The organism is Streptomyces sp. NPDC088910, from assembly GCF_044749865.1.
Lineage (GTDB): Bacteria > Actinomycetota > Actinomycetes > Streptomycetales > Streptomycetaceae > Actinacidiphila.
Genome location: NZ_JBIVIV010000008.1, coordinates 291656 through 306751 on the forward strand (window position 1 = coordinate 291656; position 15096 = coordinate 306751).

14 protein-coding genes and 1 pseudogene are annotated in these 15096 nt (G+C 73.5%); 6 read left to right on the forward strand and 9 right to left on the reverse strand.

From position 1 onward, the window contains the following. Nucleotides 1–68: 68 nt before the first annotated feature. From ACIP4Z_RS20665 to ACIP4Z_RS20675, 3 genes are all read right to left on the reverse strand, one after another. Nucleotides 69–656 carry a hypothetical protein gene (locus ACIP4Z_RS20665; RefSeq protein ID WP_401309996.1) on the reverse strand — a complete coding sequence of 196 codons (588 nt, stop codon included), beginning with the start codon at nucleotides 654–656 and terminating at the stop codon, nucleotides 69–71. Nucleotides 657–765: 109 nt separating this feature from the next. Further along, a complete protein-coding gene (locus ACIP4Z_RS20670) occupies nucleotides 766–2412 on the reverse strand; it encodes a DNA repair helicase XPB (RefSeq protein WP_355337392.1) in 1647 nt (548 codons plus the stop codon). 172 nt (nucleotides 2413–2584) lie between these two features. Then, entirely contained in the window at nucleotides 2585–3052 is a 468-nt protein-coding gene (locus tag ACIP4Z_RS20675) for a hypothetical protein (protein ID WP_401310149.1), read from the reverse strand. Between the two features lie 172 nt (nucleotides 3053–3224). Here ACIP4Z_RS20675 and ACIP4Z_RS20680 point away from each other — a divergent pair. Both ACIP4Z_RS20680 and ACIP4Z_RS20685 read left to right on the forward strand, forming a co-directional pair. Further along, a pseudogene (locus ACIP4Z_RS20680) lies at nucleotides 3225–3344 on the forward strand (LPXTG cell wall anchor domain-containing protein); the annotation flags it as partial. Nucleotides 3345–3461: 117 nt separating this feature from the next. Then, nucleotides 3462–4517, forward strand: a complete 1056-nt coding sequence (locus tag ACIP4Z_RS20685; protein ID WP_401309999.1) for a VanZ family protein — start codon at nucleotides 3462–3464, stop codon at nucleotides 4515–4517. Here the strand turns inward: ACIP4Z_RS20685 and ACIP4Z_RS20690 are convergent. Continuing rightward, nucleotides 4480–7008: a helicase-associated domain-containing protein gene (locus tag ACIP4Z_RS20690; RefSeq protein WP_401310002.1), complete on the reverse strand. Its 2529-nt coding sequence runs from the start codon at nucleotides 7006–7008 to the stop codon at nucleotides 4480–4482. The genes ACIP4Z_RS20685 and ACIP4Z_RS20690 overlap by 38 nt on opposite strands. Before the next feature lie 126 nt (nucleotides 7009–7134). On the opposite strand from ACIP4Z_RS20690, the gene ACIP4Z_RS20695 reads away from it, so the two are divergent. Both ACIP4Z_RS20695 and ACIP4Z_RS20700 read left to right on the forward strand, forming a co-directional pair. Next, nucleotides 7135–8145: a hypothetical protein gene (locus ACIP4Z_RS20695; RefSeq protein WP_401310005.1), complete on the forward strand. Its 1011-nt coding sequence runs from the start codon at nucleotides 7135–7137 to the stop codon at nucleotides 8143–8145. 409 nt (nucleotides 8146–8554) lie between these two features. Next, a complete protein-coding gene (locus ACIP4Z_RS20700; RefSeq protein ID WP_401310012.1) occupies nucleotides 8555–9208 on the forward strand; it encodes an HAD family hydrolase in 654 nt (217 codons plus the stop codon). A 58-nt stretch (nucleotides 9209–9266) separates the two neighbouring features. Here ACIP4Z_RS20700 and ACIP4Z_RS20705 read toward each other — a convergent pair whose 3' ends face one another. Then, on the reverse strand, nucleotides 9267–9515 hold the full coding sequence (locus tag ACIP4Z_RS20705; RefSeq protein ID WP_355337403.1) for a hypothetical protein: 249 nt from the start codon (nucleotides 9513–9515) through the stop codon (nucleotides 9267–9269). Nucleotides 9516–9680: 165 nt separating this feature from the next. On the opposite strand from ACIP4Z_RS20705, the gene ACIP4Z_RS20710 reads away from it, so the two are divergent. Beyond that, nucleotides 9681–10064: a cold-shock protein gene (locus ACIP4Z_RS20710; protein WP_033173507.1), complete on the forward strand. Its 384-nt coding sequence runs from the start codon at nucleotides 9681–9683 to the stop codon at nucleotides 10062–10064. Nucleotides 10065–10219: 155 nt separating this feature from the next. Here ACIP4Z_RS20710 and ACIP4Z_RS20715 read toward each other — a convergent pair whose 3' ends face one another. From ACIP4Z_RS20715 to ACIP4Z_RS20730, 4 genes are all read right to left on the reverse strand, one after another. Then, nucleotides 10220–11104, reverse strand: coding sequence for a 1,4-dihydroxy-6-naphthoate synthase (locus tag ACIP4Z_RS20715; RefSeq protein ID WP_355337408.1), 885 nt, complete (start codon nucleotides 11102–11104; stop codon nucleotides 10220–10222). Next, nucleotides 11094–11756, reverse strand: a complete 663-nt coding sequence (locus ACIP4Z_RS20720) for a futalosine hydrolase (protein ID WP_401310017.1) — start codon at nucleotides 11754–11756, stop codon at nucleotides 11094–11096. The genes ACIP4Z_RS20715 and ACIP4Z_RS20720 overlap by 11 nt, the downstream gene beginning before the upstream one ends. A gap of 77 nt (nucleotides 11757–11833) precedes the next feature. Beyond that, nucleotides 11834–12325, reverse strand: coding sequence for a hypothetical protein (locus ACIP4Z_RS20725; RefSeq protein ID WP_355337414.1), 492 nt, complete (start codon nucleotides 12323–12325; stop codon nucleotides 11834–11836). 153 nt (nucleotides 12326–12478) lie between these two features. Then, nucleotides 12479–13858 carry an MFS transporter gene (locus ACIP4Z_RS20730; protein WP_391043088.1) on the reverse strand — a complete coding sequence of 460 codons (1380 nt, stop codon included), beginning with the start codon at nucleotides 13856–13858 and terminating at the stop codon, nucleotides 12479–12481. A 259-nt stretch (nucleotides 13859–14117) separates the two neighbouring features. Here ACIP4Z_RS20730 and ACIP4Z_RS20735 point away from each other — a divergent pair, with 259 nt between their 5' ends. After that, nucleotides 14118–15026, forward strand: coding sequence for a DUF3027 domain-containing protein (locus ACIP4Z_RS20735; protein ID WP_401310021.1), 909 nt, complete (start codon nucleotides 14118–14120; stop codon nucleotides 15024–15026). Nucleotides 15027–15096 lie beyond the last annotated feature (70 nt).

The window sequence follows — 15096 nt, forward strand, 5'->3', positions numbered from 1 at the left end:
GTCATGACGCCGGGCCCGCACGGCAGCGGTCGCAGTCGCCTCCGCGGACTTCCGCCCGCCGCCTGGATCTACGGCGGCGGCCACCGGACTCCGCTTGCCGCCAAGCGGTTCCGATGCCGCGCGAGTCTGAGCCGCGCGATGCCGAGCCCGATCAGGTACACGGCGAAGAAAGCCAGCCATACGCCCGCGCCGACGAGGACGTGACGCACGGTGTATCCGGGAAAGAAGAGGACGACCGCTATGACGACGAGCAGCACCAGGATGTTCTTCCGCACCCGTCGGCCGTAGCGCAGGCACGCGTCGACGACCATCCGCGAATGGATCAGGCGCACGTCACACGCCGCCGACTTCGCGGGCCGCAGTCCGCGTCCCTCGACCATCCCCGGCAGCGGACCGCCCCCGGCCCGGTCGGGATACCGGGCCGCGGTCCGCGCGGCCAGATCCCCCGACTCCGGGCTCCGCCGGAAGGTCATCAGCGGCTGGTTCATCGAACGGCTGCCGGGCGCCGGGCCCGCGTACCGGTAGCCGAACTGCTCGGCCACATAGGCGTAGGCGGCGAGTTTCCTCAGGCCCGGAGAGGTGAGCCGCACCTCGTACTGGTCGCGTCCGGTGGCGACGGCGTCCCTCAGCGCGGTGAGCGCAGTCCCGTGTGGCATGAAGCGCTGCTCACCGCCCTCTCCCCGGTCGTCGGACGCCGTGCCCGCGTATACGGAGATCCCCTTCGTGGCCTTGGAGATCGGAAACGGCCAGGAGATCGGAAACGGTCTAGGCCGTCTCGCCTTCCAGGAGGCCGTCGGCGTCGATGATGCGATAGGCGTAGCCCTGTTCGGCGAGGAAGCGCTGGCGGTGGGCGGCGAAGTCCTGGTCGATGGTGTCGCGGGCGACGACGGAGTAGAAGCGGGCCTCGTGGCCGTCGGCCTTGGGGCGCAGGACGCGGCCGAGGCGCTGGGCCTCCTCCTGGCGGGAGCCGAAGGTGCCGGAGACCTGGATGGCGACGGTGGCCTCGGGGAGGTCGATGGAGAAGTTGGCGACCTTGGAGACGACCAGGACGGAGATCTCGCCGTTGCGGAAGGCGCCGAAGAGCTTCTCGCGCTGGGCGTTGGTGGTCTCGCCCTTGATGACGGGGGCGTTGAGGTGCTCGCCCAACTCGTCGAGCTGGTCGATGTACTGGCCGATGACGAGGGTCTGCTGCCCCTTGTGCTGGGCGACCAGGGCCTCGGTGACGCGCCGCTTGGTGGCGGTCGTGGCGCAGTAGCGGTACTTCTCCTCGGGCTCGGCGGTCGCGTAGGCGAGCCGCTCGGAGTCGGTGAGGTTGACGCGGACCTCGACGCAGTCGGCGGGCGCGATGTAGCCCTGCGCCTCGATCTCCTTCCAGGGCGCGTCGAACCGCTTCGGGCCGATGAGGGAGAAGACGTCGGACTCGCGGCCGTCCTCGCGCACCAGCGTCGCGGTCAGGCCGAGCCGCCGCCGCGCCTGGAGGTCGGCGGTGAACTTGAAGACCGGCGCGGGCAGCAGGTGCACCTCGTCGTAGAGGATCAGGCCCCAGTCGCGGGAGTCGAACAGCTCCAGGTGCGCGTAGACGCCCTTCCGCTTGGTCGTCAGCACCTGGTACGTGGCGATGGTGACCGGCCGGATCTCCTTGCGGGTGCCGCTGTACTCGCCGATCTCCTCCTCGGTCAGCGACGTCCGCTTGATCAGCTCGCTCTTCCACTGCCGCGCCGAGACGGTGTTCGTCACCAGGATCAGCGTGGTCGCCTTGGCCTCGGCCATCGCGCCCGCGCCGACCAGCGTCTTGCCCGCGCCGCAGGGCAGCACGACGACACCGGAGCCGCCGTGCCAGAAGTTCTCCACGGCCTGCCGCTGGTACGGCCGCAGCGCCCAGCCGGTCTCGTCCAGCTCGATCGGGTGCGCCTCGCCGTCCACGTAACCGGCGAAGTCCTCGGCGGGCCAGCCGAGCTTGAGCAGCACCTGCTTGATCTGGCCGCGCTCGGAGGGGTGCACCAGCACCGTGTCCGGGTCGATCCGGGCGCCCACCAGCGGCTGGATCTTCTTCGAGCGCAGGATCTCCTCGAGGACCGGGCGGTCGGTGCTGGTCAGCACCAGGCCGTGGGTGGGGTGCTTGCTCAGCCGCAGCCGCCCGTAGCGGTCCATCGTCTCGGCCACGTCGACCAGCAGCGCGTGCGGCACCGGATAGCGCGAGTACTCGACCAGCGCGTCCACCACCTGCTCGGCGTCGTGGCCCGCCGCCCGCGCGTTCCACAGGCCGAGCGGGGTCAGCCGGTAGGTGTGGATGTGCTCGGGGGCGCGCTCCAGCTCCGCGAAGGGCGCGATGGCGCGGCGGCAGGCGTCCGCCTGCTCGTGATCGACCTCCAGGAGGAGCGTTTTGTCGCTCTGCACGATGAGACAGGACACGCATTACCTCCGCTGACGGGACCGAACAGAGAATTGTACTGCGAATGGCGGTCAAGACCGCGTGTCGCGGTTCACCCCGATGGCGGCCAACCCTGCGCGCAACCGTTCGCCATCCGAGCGAAGCTGCGCCGATCGCGTACGTGGCGACCGGCGCGTCGCACCCGACCTGCTGTTATCTGCCCGCTATGGACAACCCACTGTCTCCTCCCCCCGCGCTTCCCCCCGCAGACCCGCGTGAGCGGGGGAAGCTGCGGGCCGTAGCGGCCTCCACAGCCGTCGTCGGCGCCGCGGTCATGGCCGCGGCCGGGCTGCTGCTCCCCGGTTCGGCGGCCGGCGCGGCCCCGAGCCCGGCGGACGGGCCCTCGTACAGCGATACGGGATGGTCGTCCGCCCCCGACACCGGGTGGCCGTCGCCCGGCGAGAGCACGTCGTGCCCGCCGACGACCCCGCCGTACTCGTCACCGCCCACGACGCCTCCGACCTCGCCTCCCACGTCCCCGCCCACCACGCCGCCGACGACGGGCTGGACGACGCCTCCGACGACCCCGCCGACCACGCCGCCCACCTCGCCTCCGACCACGCCCCCCACGACCCCGCCCACGACGGGCTGGACGACGCCGCCCACCTCGCCTCCGACCACGCCTCCCACAACGCCCCCGACCTCCCCGCCGACCACGCCCCCCACCTCACCTCCGACGACACCCCCTACGACGCCCCCCACCACGCCGCCGACGACGGGCTGGACGACGCCCCCGACCTCCCCGCCCACGTCACCTCCGACCTCCCCGCCCACGTCACCTCCGACCTCGCCCCCCGGACACCTCCCGCACACCGGTGCGGAGACCGAGTGGCTGGCCGTCGCGGCGGCCGGAGCGCTGGGAGCGGGCGGGCTGCTCGTCGCGGCGACGCGCCGCAGGGGCCGCCACGGCTGAAGTCCCCTGCCGCCCAAGGAGATCGGCCGTCCGAGTCGTCGTGTGCGGACGGCGTACGGCGGCCGGTCGCGGGTATGCGCCGCCATGACGGTGCCTATCCGAGGGGGGCAAGGGTTCATGGCGGTGAGGATGGCGCTGTTCCGCACGGCGCCGAAGGAACCGAAGGACGGGCCGAAGGCGAAGGCGCCGAAGGCCACGGCGGACCCGGCCACCACGGCGAAGTCCGCGGCCAAGCCCGCACGCACCCCCGTACGCAAGGCGGCGCAGCCGCGTACCAGCGCCCAGGCCAGGACCCGTCAGAAGGCACCGGCGAAAGCACCCGCGAAGACGGCAGCGACGGCGCGGACGACGGCTCGGGACACGGCGCCCGCCCGGACCTGGCCCTGGACGAAGGCCGCGCCCCCGGCCGCCGAGGCCGGTCCGAAGGCGACCCCGCAGCCCGAGCCGAGGCCCACGCTGAAGTCCAGGTTCGGGCCGAAGCCCAAGGCCGCGCCCGTCGTCGAGCCCGAGCCGGTCGAGGAGCCGTACGTCCCCCTGCTGCAACGCCGTTCGTGGGGCGCGACGCTCGCCCGCGTGGTGGTGCTCGCGGCGGCGATCGTCGGGATGGTGGCCTTCGCGGTGGCGCTGGCGAAGGTCACGCTGGTGCCGTCACCGGCGTCCGTCTCGCTGATCCACTCCAATCTGCATCCGGGCCACTCAATCAGGGCCTACCTCAACGGGCCGAGCACGCGCGACGCGGTGAAGCAGATCGGCGGGAACATCCTGCTCGGCGTGCCCTTCGGAATCCTGCTGCCGATGCTGTTCCCGAAGGCGCGCGGCCTGCTCAGGGTGGGCGTGCTGACCGGTCTGGTGATGCTGACGGTGGAGACCACCCAGGGCGTCATCATCGTGGGCCGGTCCTTCGACATCGACGACGTCATCCTCAACACCGCGGGCGCCCTCATCGGCTACCTGCTGCTGGGCCTGCGCCTCGGCCGCGCCCTCTACCCGCGCCGCCACCACTGGTGGCAGCGCAGGCGCCCGGACAGCGGACCGCGCCAGGACGGGCGCCGCGACGTCCGGGGGGGCCTACGGCAGGAAGGGATCGCGCGGCAGGAAGGGACCGCGCGGCCGGAAGGGACCGTGCGGGCGCGCGTCAGGCCGGGTCGTCGGCCAGCTCCGAAACGCCCGTGACCCGGTGCAGCGCGAAGGTGCGCACCTCGTCCACGGTGTGGTCGTACGCCGTCACATAGCCGCCCTCGACCCGTACCGGCGCGATCACCCGCTGACTCGCCGCGCCGTCCGCGTTGACGTAGCCGATCCACAGCGACTCGCCGCTCAGCACCGCCGCCTGCATGGTGGCGAGCGTGTCGGCCGCTGGCGTACGGGGCAGGCCGCCGTCCGCGCTCCCGGCGGCGGTCGAGGACACCGCGGAGTCCGGCGAGCGGCGCACGGCGGTCGAGGCGCGGTCGCCCGCGCGGACCGCCTTCACCGCGGCCCCCAGCAGCGCCCCCGCGGGCACCGGCGGCCCGTCCGTGACGGGCGTGGGCGGCGTACGCGGCGGGGTGCGGCGGGCGTCGGCGCGGGTGATCAGCACATCGCCGTCCGCGGACTCGGCGGCCGGCGCCAGGCCCATCGCGCGCAATTTGTCGAGCAGCACGGCCGGTTCGGACTGGGCCGCGAGCACCGTCGGCGCCAGGCGGCGCAGCCCGAGGCCCGACGCGCGCCGGTCGGCGAGCAGTTCGGTCAGCAGCGCGTCGTCGTCGCAGCGCAGATACGCCGACGCGGCCCCCACCCGCAGCGTGCCGTGCCTGCGCGCCACGTCGTCGATCAGGTAACTCAGCGGCTGCGGCACCGGCGTGCGCGAGTGCGAGGTCAGGAAGTCCTGGAGCTCCGCCGCCGTGCGCCCGGCGTCCAGGGCGCGCCGTACCGACTCCGGGGTGAAGCGGTAGACCGTCGCGCCGCCCTTGGACTCGATGTCGGCCAGCACCCCGAGCGTCTCGGCGAGCGGCGCCATCAGCGGCCCCGGCGCGACCGCCGTCAGGTCGGCCTGGAGCAGTACGTGGTCCAGCGGCTCGGGCAGCAGCGGCGCGAGCAGCCCGGCCGCGGCACCGGCCGCCGCTGCGGACTCCGCCGCCGTGCGGGTCCCCGCGCCGCCCAGCAGCGGCCTGGCGTGCGCGGCGAGCGCCCCGCGCCCGGTCAGGCCCAGATTCTCGGCGTCCTGGAGCGTCCAGCGCAGCAGGTCGGCGCGGAGCGCGTCCGCGCCGGGCCGCAAGGGCCGTTCCCAGCGCAGCCGGGCCAGCAATTCGTCGGGGGCCGCCGCTGAGCCCGGCGGCAGATCGGCGAGGACGCGCAGCGCGCGGCGGCGCACCCGGGGCGCGAGCGACCGGTCGAGGTCCGGGCCGAGCGCCGACAGCGCGCGGCCCTTGGCGTCCTTGCTGCCGACCACGCCCGGCGTCCGCGTCGCCGTCAGCCAGGCGCTGGCCAGCGTCGCCCACCGCTCCTGCGCGGGCAGCAGCAGCCACTCGTCGGCCGCGGGCGTCGGCGCGTACGCCTCGTCCAGCTCGCCGTCCGTCGCGATCAGCCCGGCCGCGTAGGCCAGCTCCAGCCAGAAGGCGGCCTGCGCCTCGGTCAGGTCGAGCGCGGTCGCGGTCCGCTTGAGGTCGCGGACGCTGATGCCGCCCGCGCGCAGGACCGAAGGACCGCCGGTCTGCCACTCCTTCAGCAGCTCGCCGACCGTGCTGACGGCCGTGAACGCCTGCCCCGCCGCCGTCATGTCCACGGTCCGCTCGGTACGCGGCACCGGCGCGACGGCGGGCGGCAGCGGCTCCGGCGTACGGTGCGCCCGGCCGCCGCGCAGGCTCAGCGCGGCCTCGCGCGGCAGCAGCACATTGTGCTGGCCCGCGGGCAGCAGCAGGCCGCGGGCCAGCAGCCACTGCACGGGCGTCACCGCGTCCGCGGCCCGCACCGGCACGGTCGCGTCCCGTACCTCGCCGTACGGCGGCCCCCACACCAGCCGGTCGAGCACCTTGCGCGCGTCCCCGTCCGGCGCGGTGTCCAGCAGCGCCGCCGTGCGGTCGCGGTCCGCGAAGAGTCCGGCCAGCGCGGTGACCGCGCTCATCGGGTCGTGCGTCGGATCGAGCCCGGCGTCCGCCAGGATCTCCTGGAGCCGGGAGGGCGACATGCCCGAGGTCGCCTCGCTCACCGAGGGCCCGAGGCCGGTCGCGGACGGCACGGTGGCGGCGGGCGCCAGCACGTCCCGCGCGGTGCGCACCAGCCGCAGCCGGTCGTCGGGACCCCACAGCAGCGCCCGCGCCCGCAGGACGTCCACGGCGCGCGGCAGCGCGGCGGTCACCGCGGCCACCAGCTCCGCGTCCAGCGGCTCCGCGTGGCCGGTGCCCTCGGGGCCGCCCGTCATCAGCGTGAGCAGCGTCCCGTACGAGCACGGGTCCCGCGTCACCGACAGGGCCTCGGCGACCTGCTGCGTGAAGCGGTCCAGGTGCTCCAGCGCGCGGACCACCGACGTACGGGTGGAGGCGCGGGTCGCGAGCTGCGTCAGGTCGTTCGGTACGGGGCTCAGCAGGTCCGGCCGGGCGCGCAGCAGCCGCCCCAGCGCCTCGTCGTCACGTGCGCGCAGGTCCTCCGCGAGCGTGCGCGGGACAGATCCTTGCCCTCCGGTCGTCATCCGTTCCACATTAGCCCCCCTCGTCGCGGCGGCCATGGATGGCGGCCGCGGATGAGGACAGCGGTGACGGCGGGCGGGTACGGTCGGTGCAGGGTCGGACACGGGCGCGGACAAAGGGGCTTGGCGGTGGGTGTCGAGAGCGACCAGATGGTGTTCGACTACCTCAGCCGGATCGGCGACCTCGCGCAGACCGCGCTGCCCGCCTCCCAGCGCATGCGGCTGGTCGCGCAGCTCCGCACCGACATCGACCGGGAGCGCAAGGACAGCGACAACCCGGCGACCGTCCGCCGCATCCTGGGCCGGATCGGCAGCCCGGACGCCGTCGTGGAGGCCGCGGCAGGCGGCTCCGGCGACGCCTCGTCCGGCGCCGCCGCCCCCGAGGTCCCGGCCCCGCCCTCGTCCCCGTCCGCGCCCGCCGGGGGCCCCTACGGCCCGTACGGCGTGCCGTCGATGCGGAAGACGGCGGGCAGGGACGGTACGGAGAAGGCCGACGGCGGCAAGGGCGGCGGCGGCGGGGGCGCGGGGAAGAAGGACGACTGGTGGGACCGGGACGAGCGCCGCGACGGTCACCTCAGGGCCGGTGACGAACTCACGGGCCTGCCCGGTATGACCGGCGGCGTCTTCATCCCCTTCGACGACGAGGATCTGGATGACGACGGTGACACCCGGGCCAGGGTCAGGCCCGGGGCGCCGCGTGCGCCGGTCGAGGAAGAGGCCGAGGAGGAGGCCGAGTACGAGGAGGAGGTCGCCGCCCGTCCGCGCCGCCGCTGGCTGCCGCGCCGCCGCGCCGCCCGTACCGTCACCTGGGGCAGCCCGCTGCTCCTGCTCGCCGCCGCCCTTCTCGTCGCGGGCGCCGTCATCGGCTCCTGGATTCCCCTCGGCCTCGGCTGGCTCGCCGGTTATCTCTCCCGCCAACTCACCCGCCGCCAGGCCAAATTCGGCATCCTCGGGATTCCCGGGGCCGCCGCCCTCGGGCTCGTCGTCTGGGTCTGGGGGCGCGACACCGGCAAATGGGGCGATCCCATCGCCCAGGGGCAGATGGGCCACGCCTTCCAGGACGCCTATCCCTTCGCGGTCCGCGTCGCCGCCGTTGGCTCCGCCCTCTACCTGATCCTCCGCGCCCGCCGCCGCGCCTAGGGCTCCGCCCCGGTACGCCCCCCTCGCGAAGGCGGGTCCTCCCCGGGGCGCGGCCCCGATCGGCCCCTTTGCGCCGGGCGGCGGCCCGATCTTTCAGGGGCGCGGCCCCAGGCGGTCCCTTTCCGCTGGGCGGCGGGCCGATCTTTTAGGGGCGCGGGGAACTGCGCGCTCAGCCACGATGCTCCCGCAGGTCACCACCGGCCCCAGAGGGGCAATTCGATGGAGTCCCGACCACCGGCCGGTGGGGGCTGGTCGCGCAGTTCCTCCCCCAGCTACCGCTGGGAGGTGCCCCCAGCGCCCCTTCGGGGCACGAACCCGCCGTGCGGACAGCGCGCCGCCGCGACGGCTGGTCGCGCAGTTCCCCGCGCCCCCTACGGGGACGAAAATCGGGTTGACCCGGCAGGGGAGAATGGAGGGCGTGACCAGCGACCTCAGCCCCGTACCGCCCCGGCCCACCCTCACGGTGGGCTTCGACCTCGACATGACCCTCATCGACTCCCGCCCGGGGATCAAGGCCGTGTACGACCGGCTCTCGGCGGAAACCGGCGTGTGGATCGACTCGGAGCTGGCGGTCACGCGGCTGGGCCCGCCGCTGGACGACGAGCTGGCGAACTGGTTCCCCGCGGAGCGCGTGGCCGAGATCGGCGATCTGTACCGGGCGCTGTATCCGGACCACGCCATCGCGCCGACGCCCGCGATGCGCGGTGCGGCGGAGGCGGTCGCGGCGGTGCGGGCGGGCGGCGGGCGGCCCGTGGTGGTGACGGCGAAGTACGGGCCCAACGCGGAACTGCACCTGGCGCACGTCGGGATCGAGGCCGAGGTGCGCGGCTGGCTGTGGGCGGAGCAGAAGGCGCAGGCGCTGATCGAGTACGGCGCGAGCGTGTACGTCGGCGACCACGTCGGGGACGTGCGCGGCGCGCGGAAGGCGGGCGCGCTGTCGGTGGCGGTGGCCACGGGCCCGTGCGACGCGACGGAACTGCGGGCGGCCGGAGCCGATGTCGTCCTGGACGATCTCACCGAATTTCCGGCCTGGTTCGCGGCCCACACGTCCGCGGCTGCCTGAGCGCACCGGGGACGGCGCAAGCCGCCGCCGGCTTCGGCGGGAGAGCCCGGCGGCCGGTTCAGGAACCGGCCGCGCCCCGCTCCCGTGAGGTCTGCCGCTGCGCGAGGGCGGACCGCAGCAGCCCGCACAGCGCCACCGCCATACCCACGCCCATCAGCATGGACACGAAATACGCGGGCGTCGGCAGCGTATGCGTGCCCAGCAACAGCGGCGCGACGGTGACGAGAGTGCCGACCGCGCCCACGAGGAAGACGATCGCGCCGACACGGACCAGGAGGTCACCGGCGCCCATGGTTTGTTTGCTCACCGGACAAGGGTAGATCCGTTCAGGGGGCGGTCGAACGGCCGGGGAACGGGACCTTGGCGTCTTGTCACACAGCACCAGGCCATTAGCCTTGGTGCCAGCGGGTCTCCGATGGACCCGCTGAAGTCTTATTCAGAGTCGTTTCGAGCAATGAGGACGAGGTCGGACGTGCCTACCGGCAAAGTCAAGTGGTTCAACAGCGAGAAGGGCTTCGGCTTTCTCTCCCGCGATGACGGCGGCGACGTCTTCGTGCACTCGTCGGTGCTGCCTGACGGAGTCGCTGCGCTCAAGCCCGGCCAGCGCGTGGAATTCGGCGTCGTCGCAGGACAGCGCGGTGATCAGGCGCTTTCGGTGACACTTCTGGATCCCGCTCCTTCGGTGGCGGCGGCACAGCGCCGTAAACCCGATGAGCTGCTGCCGATCGTCCAGGACCTCACCACGCTGCTCGAAGACGTCGCGCGTTCCCTCCAGCGCGGCCGGTATCCCGACAAGGCGCACGGACACAAGATCGCTTCCGTACTGCGCGTTGTCGCCGATCAGCTCGACGTATGAGTCCGCTATGACGTAGGGAAGTCGACCGTTTTTAGCGCCGCTTTGCCGGAAGCCCGCCTTCCGGTAAAGCGGCGAAGTGCCGAAGTACGCAAGTGCCGAAGTGCGCAAGTGCGCAACGGGCACGGTGAATTCCGGCCACCCGACGAAAATCTCGGTCAGAATGCGAGCGCGTCGGGGGCGAGCGGCGGCACCAGTCCCTCGGCGGCGGCCCGCGTCAACAGTCCGCGTACGGCGGCGTATCCGTCCTCGCCGAGATCGGCGGTGAACTCGTTGACGTACAGCCCGATGTGCTGGTCCGCGACCGCCGGGTCCATCTCCTGCGAGTTCTCCAGCACGTAGTCGCGCGACGGCTCCGGGTCGTCCCACGCCATCCGCACCGACGTACGGGCCGACTCGGCGAGCGCGTGCAGCCGCTCCTTGCCGAGCGAGCGCTTGGCGATGATCGCGCCCAGCGGGATCGGCAGCCCGGTCGTCGCCTCCCAGTGCTCACCCATGTCCGCGAGCTTGTGCAGGCCGTAGTTCCGGTACGTGAAGCGCGCCTCGTGGATCACCAGACCGGCGTCCACCCGGCCGTCCCGTACCGCGGGCATGATCTCGTGGAACGGCAGCACCACGATCGCCCCGACCCCGCCCGGCACCTCGGTCGCCGCCCAGAGCCGGAACAGCAGATACGCCGTCGACCGCTCGCTGGGCACCGCGACCGTCTTGCCCGCCAGGTCCGCGCCAGGCTCCCGGGTCAGCACCAGCGGCCCGCAGCCGCGCCCCAGCGCCCCGCCGCACGGCAGCAGCGCGTACTCGTCCAGCACCCACGGCAGCACCGCGTACGACACCTTCAGCACGTCGAACTCGCCGCGCTCGGCCATCCCGTTGGTGATGTCGATGTCCGCGAAGGTCACGTCGAGCGGCGGCGCCTGCGGCACCAGGCCGTGCGCCCACGCGTGGAAGACGAAGGTGTCGTTGGGACAGGGGGAGTACGCGATCCGCAGCGCGGCGTCGTGCGGCGCCCCGGCCGGGCCCGTGTTCGCGGTGTCAGTCGTCATGTGTGGCTTCAACCTCCAAGGCGGCCGGGAGCTTCCCGAACGCCACCGTCAGGGCCGCCAGCGCGTCGCCGATCCGCCACGCCGCGCGGTCACGGGGGCCGACGGCGTTCGACACCGCGCGGATCTCCAGCATCGGCACGTCGTGCGCCGCGGCGGCCTCCGCCACCCCGAAGCCCTCCATCGCCTCCGCGACGGCGCCCGGGTGACGGCCGCTCAGCTCCGCGGCCCGCTCCCCGCTGCCGGTGACCGTGCTCACGGTCAGCAGCGGGCCGTACGCCGCGCCCAGCGCCCGCGCCACGCCCCGGCTCAGCCGCGCGGGCGGCCGGTGCTCAGAGGTGCCGAAACCCAGCTCCACGACCGGTACGAAGCCCTCGTCGGTCTGCGCGCCCAGGTCCGCCGCCACGACCGTCTCCGCGACCGTCACATGGCCCACGGGCGCGACCGGCGCGAAACCGCCCGCGATCCCGGCGCAGACCACCAGGCCGTACGGAGCGCCCGCCGCCTCGGCCAGCGCCAGCGCGGTCGCGGTGCCCGCCGCCGCTGCCGCCGGACCCACACCGGCGGCGATCACGTCCGCCGTCACGGCGGTGGGCGGTGGCGCCGCGCTCAGCCCGGCCTCGACGGCCGCGCGTTCGGCGTCCACCGCGGTCACGACGAGGAGCCTGCCGTAAGGCGCGGGCGCGGGACCGGGTTCCGGGCCGGGCGCGGGACCGGCGGCGCGGTCGGGTGTCACTTGCCGCGGACGAGCTTGATCTTCCAGATGCCGTACGTCTTGCGGCCCGTCAGGTCGCCGGACTCCACGATGTTCAAGGTGACTTCCTTGACCTGCGTGGACTGGCCGGTCTGCTGGTCCTGCACGGTGAACAGGGTGCCGCTGTCGAGCGTCCAGTACGTCTGGTTCTTGAGCAGTTCCTGCGTGACGAGCTGGGTGCCGTTGGCGAGCAGCCAGCCCTTCTTCGCCAGCTTCGGGTCGACGCCGATGCGTACCTGGTCGCCCAGGCCGACCGTGAGGTGGTGCTTGGGGGCGGCCGTCAGACACGCCTCGAAGATCGCCTGGGGGAGCAGCTTGCCGTGGGCGTAGCACTTGTCCACGGCTTCCGCGGTCACGGACCGGGTGCCCACGGTCACGGTTGCCAGGGGGGTCGGCTTGTCGCAGGCGGTCAGGGCGACGAGCCCGAGGGAGACGGCACCGATGGTGGTGGCAGCGCGGCGAATGCTCATGGCAGGAGGCTACCGGGCTGTTGCCCCCAGGCTGCGCGGGGGTGGGACGTGTCCCGCGACGGCCCGGCGATCACCGCCGCCGTACACCCGTACCGGTTACGGCCGGACCCCCGCCGCGTACGCCAGGGCCCCTACCGCGTACGGCCGGTGTCCTTACGCCACCCGTGCCGACGCCGTGTTGCCGCCGCGCCGCGCCGAGCCGAACAGGCCGCGTACCGACACCACGAACGCCACCAGCACCAGACAGGCCGCGACCGACATGCCGAGCTGGCCGTTGAGCGGGAGCACTATGCCCAGGCCGCCGCCGACCACCCAGGAGAGCTGGAGGGCGGTCTCGGAGCGGGCGAAGGCGGAGGTGCGCACCAACTCCGGCACGTCGCGCTGGATCAGCGCGTCCAGGGACAGCTTCGCCAGGGCCTGCGAGATGCCCGCGACGGCCGCCGCGGCGGCGACGGTGACCAGCCCGTACCAGGTGGCCGCGGCGATCGTCGCCGTCAGCGAGCAGATCAGGACGCTGCCGATGATGATCTCGGGGCCGCGCGCCTTCAGCCACGCGCCGAGCGCCGTGCCCAGCGCGTTGCCCGCGCCGGCGGAGACGACCACGACGCCCAGGGAGGTCGCCGCGGTGAGGCCGCCCAGCGGATGCTCGCGCAGCATGAACGCCAGGAACATCGTCAGGAAGCCGGACAGCGAGCGCAGCCCCGCGTTGCCCTGGAGGGCGTGCAGCACCGAGGAGCCGACGCCCAGCAGGCTCGGCCGCTTGCCCGGAATCCCCGACGGCTCCGGCGGCGCCTCCTCGTCGGCCGACAGCCGGACCTTGCCCTCGCCGCGCGAGGAGTCGACCTTCGAGGGCAGCGACATCGACAGCAGCGCGCCGACGATGAAGATCACGAAGGCGCCGTAGAGCGGCCACTGCGGGCCGAAGGCGTGCAGCCCCGCGCCGACCGGCGCGGCGATGGCCGTCGCGAGCAGACCCGCCAGCGTCACCCGTGAATTGGCCTTCACGAGTGTCGTTCTGTCCGGCAGAAGCCGTGGCACCACCGCGCTTCGCACCACGCCGTACGCCTTCGACGCCACCAGGACGCCCAGCGCCATCGGATACAGGCCGAGGCCCGCGGTGCTGATCACCCCGGCCATCGTCCAGGCCAGCACGCCGCGCGCCATCATCGCCATCGCTATGGCCGCCCGGCGGCCGTGCTGGAGCCGGTCGAGCAGCGGACCGATCACCGGGGCCAGGAGCGCGAACGGCGCCATCGTCACGAGCAGGTAGAGCGCGACCCGGCCGCGGGCCTGTCCGGTCGGGACCGAGAAGAACACCGAACTCGCGAGCGCGATCGTGATCAACATGTCGCCCGCCGAGTTCACGGCGTGCAGCTCGATCAGCTTCGCCAGCCCCGACTCGCCCGCGCCGCCCGCGTGTGTCGTACGCCTGATACGACGGCGCAAGGCACCGCCGGACCGCCCCACGCCGTTAGCGAGGGCGCGTCCGGCCCTGCGCACGGGCCCTGGGCCCGCAGTCACCGTTCGTGCCACGACAGCAATCCTGCCCCAATCGGAAGACCACGCACCCCCTCCTTTGCGCACGTGGTGCGCACAGGTAGCGTGCGATCGCGCAGAATGGGTGACAACAGGTGCGCCCGAAGACGCTCGGGCAGGGCCACGAAGGCAGAAAACCAAGGCGTCGAAGCGGTCCGCAGGTCCGCTCCGCCCCGGTTTTCCGCGTCGGGTCCGTCGCGTCGCGGCGCACACGTGAGACGGCGTAGAGAGAGAAACGATTTCTGTGAGTGCTGCGATGCGAAGCCGTACCCCTGACCGCCTGTGCGCCGAGGCGGTCGATGTCGCGCTGGCTGTGACGGAGGAGGCGGCGGGGCCGCAGTCCGTCGGCGAGCACCTCGGCGTCGTCGCCGAGGGGGACCGCGTCGTCACCCACTACTTCGCCTGTAAAGAGCCCGCCTACCGCGGCTGGCGCTGGGCCACCACCCTCACGCGGGCCTCCCGCGCCAAGGTCGTGACCATCGACGAGACGGTGCTGCTGCCGGGCGACGACGCGATTCTCGCGCCCGAATGGGTGCCGTGGAGCGAGCGGCTGCGGCCGGGCGACATGGGCCCCGGCGACCTGCTGCCCACCGAGGCCGACGACCTGCGCCTGGAGCCGGGGTGGACCGGCGAGGACGACGAGCGCTTCCCGGGCTTCCCCGACGGGTCGGCCGACGCCCCGGACGGCTCCGCGGGTCCCGAGAGCGCCGCGGACTCCTCCGACGCCGACTTCGTGGTGCCCACGCCCGCGACGATCACCGCGGTCGCCGCCGAGATCGGCATGGGACGGCCGCGGGTGCTCTCCCGCTACGGTCTGCACGCCGCCGCCGACCGCTGGGAGGAGCAGTTCGGCGCCAAGACGCCCATGGCCCAGGCCGCGCCCGCCAACTGCGTGAGCTGCGGCTTCCTCGTCGCGATCAAGGGCTCCCTCAGCCAGGCGTTCGGGATCTGCGCCAACGAGTTCTCGCCCGCCGACGGCCGCCTGGTCTCCCTGTCCTACGGCTGCGGCGGCCACTCCGAGGCCGCCGTGATGCCCAAGACCCCCACCCCGCCGCCGATGGTCCTGGACGACATGGAGGAGACCGAGCAGGTCTCCCTGCACCCCGGCCGCGTGTCCCCGGCGGACGACGACGCCGCCGCGGCGGACGGGCCGCGCGGCTCGTAGCCGCGGTACCCCCGGCCGGTGGGCCGGGGGCGGCGGTGAACCCCGTGCGGGCGACCGCGCCGCGCGGGCG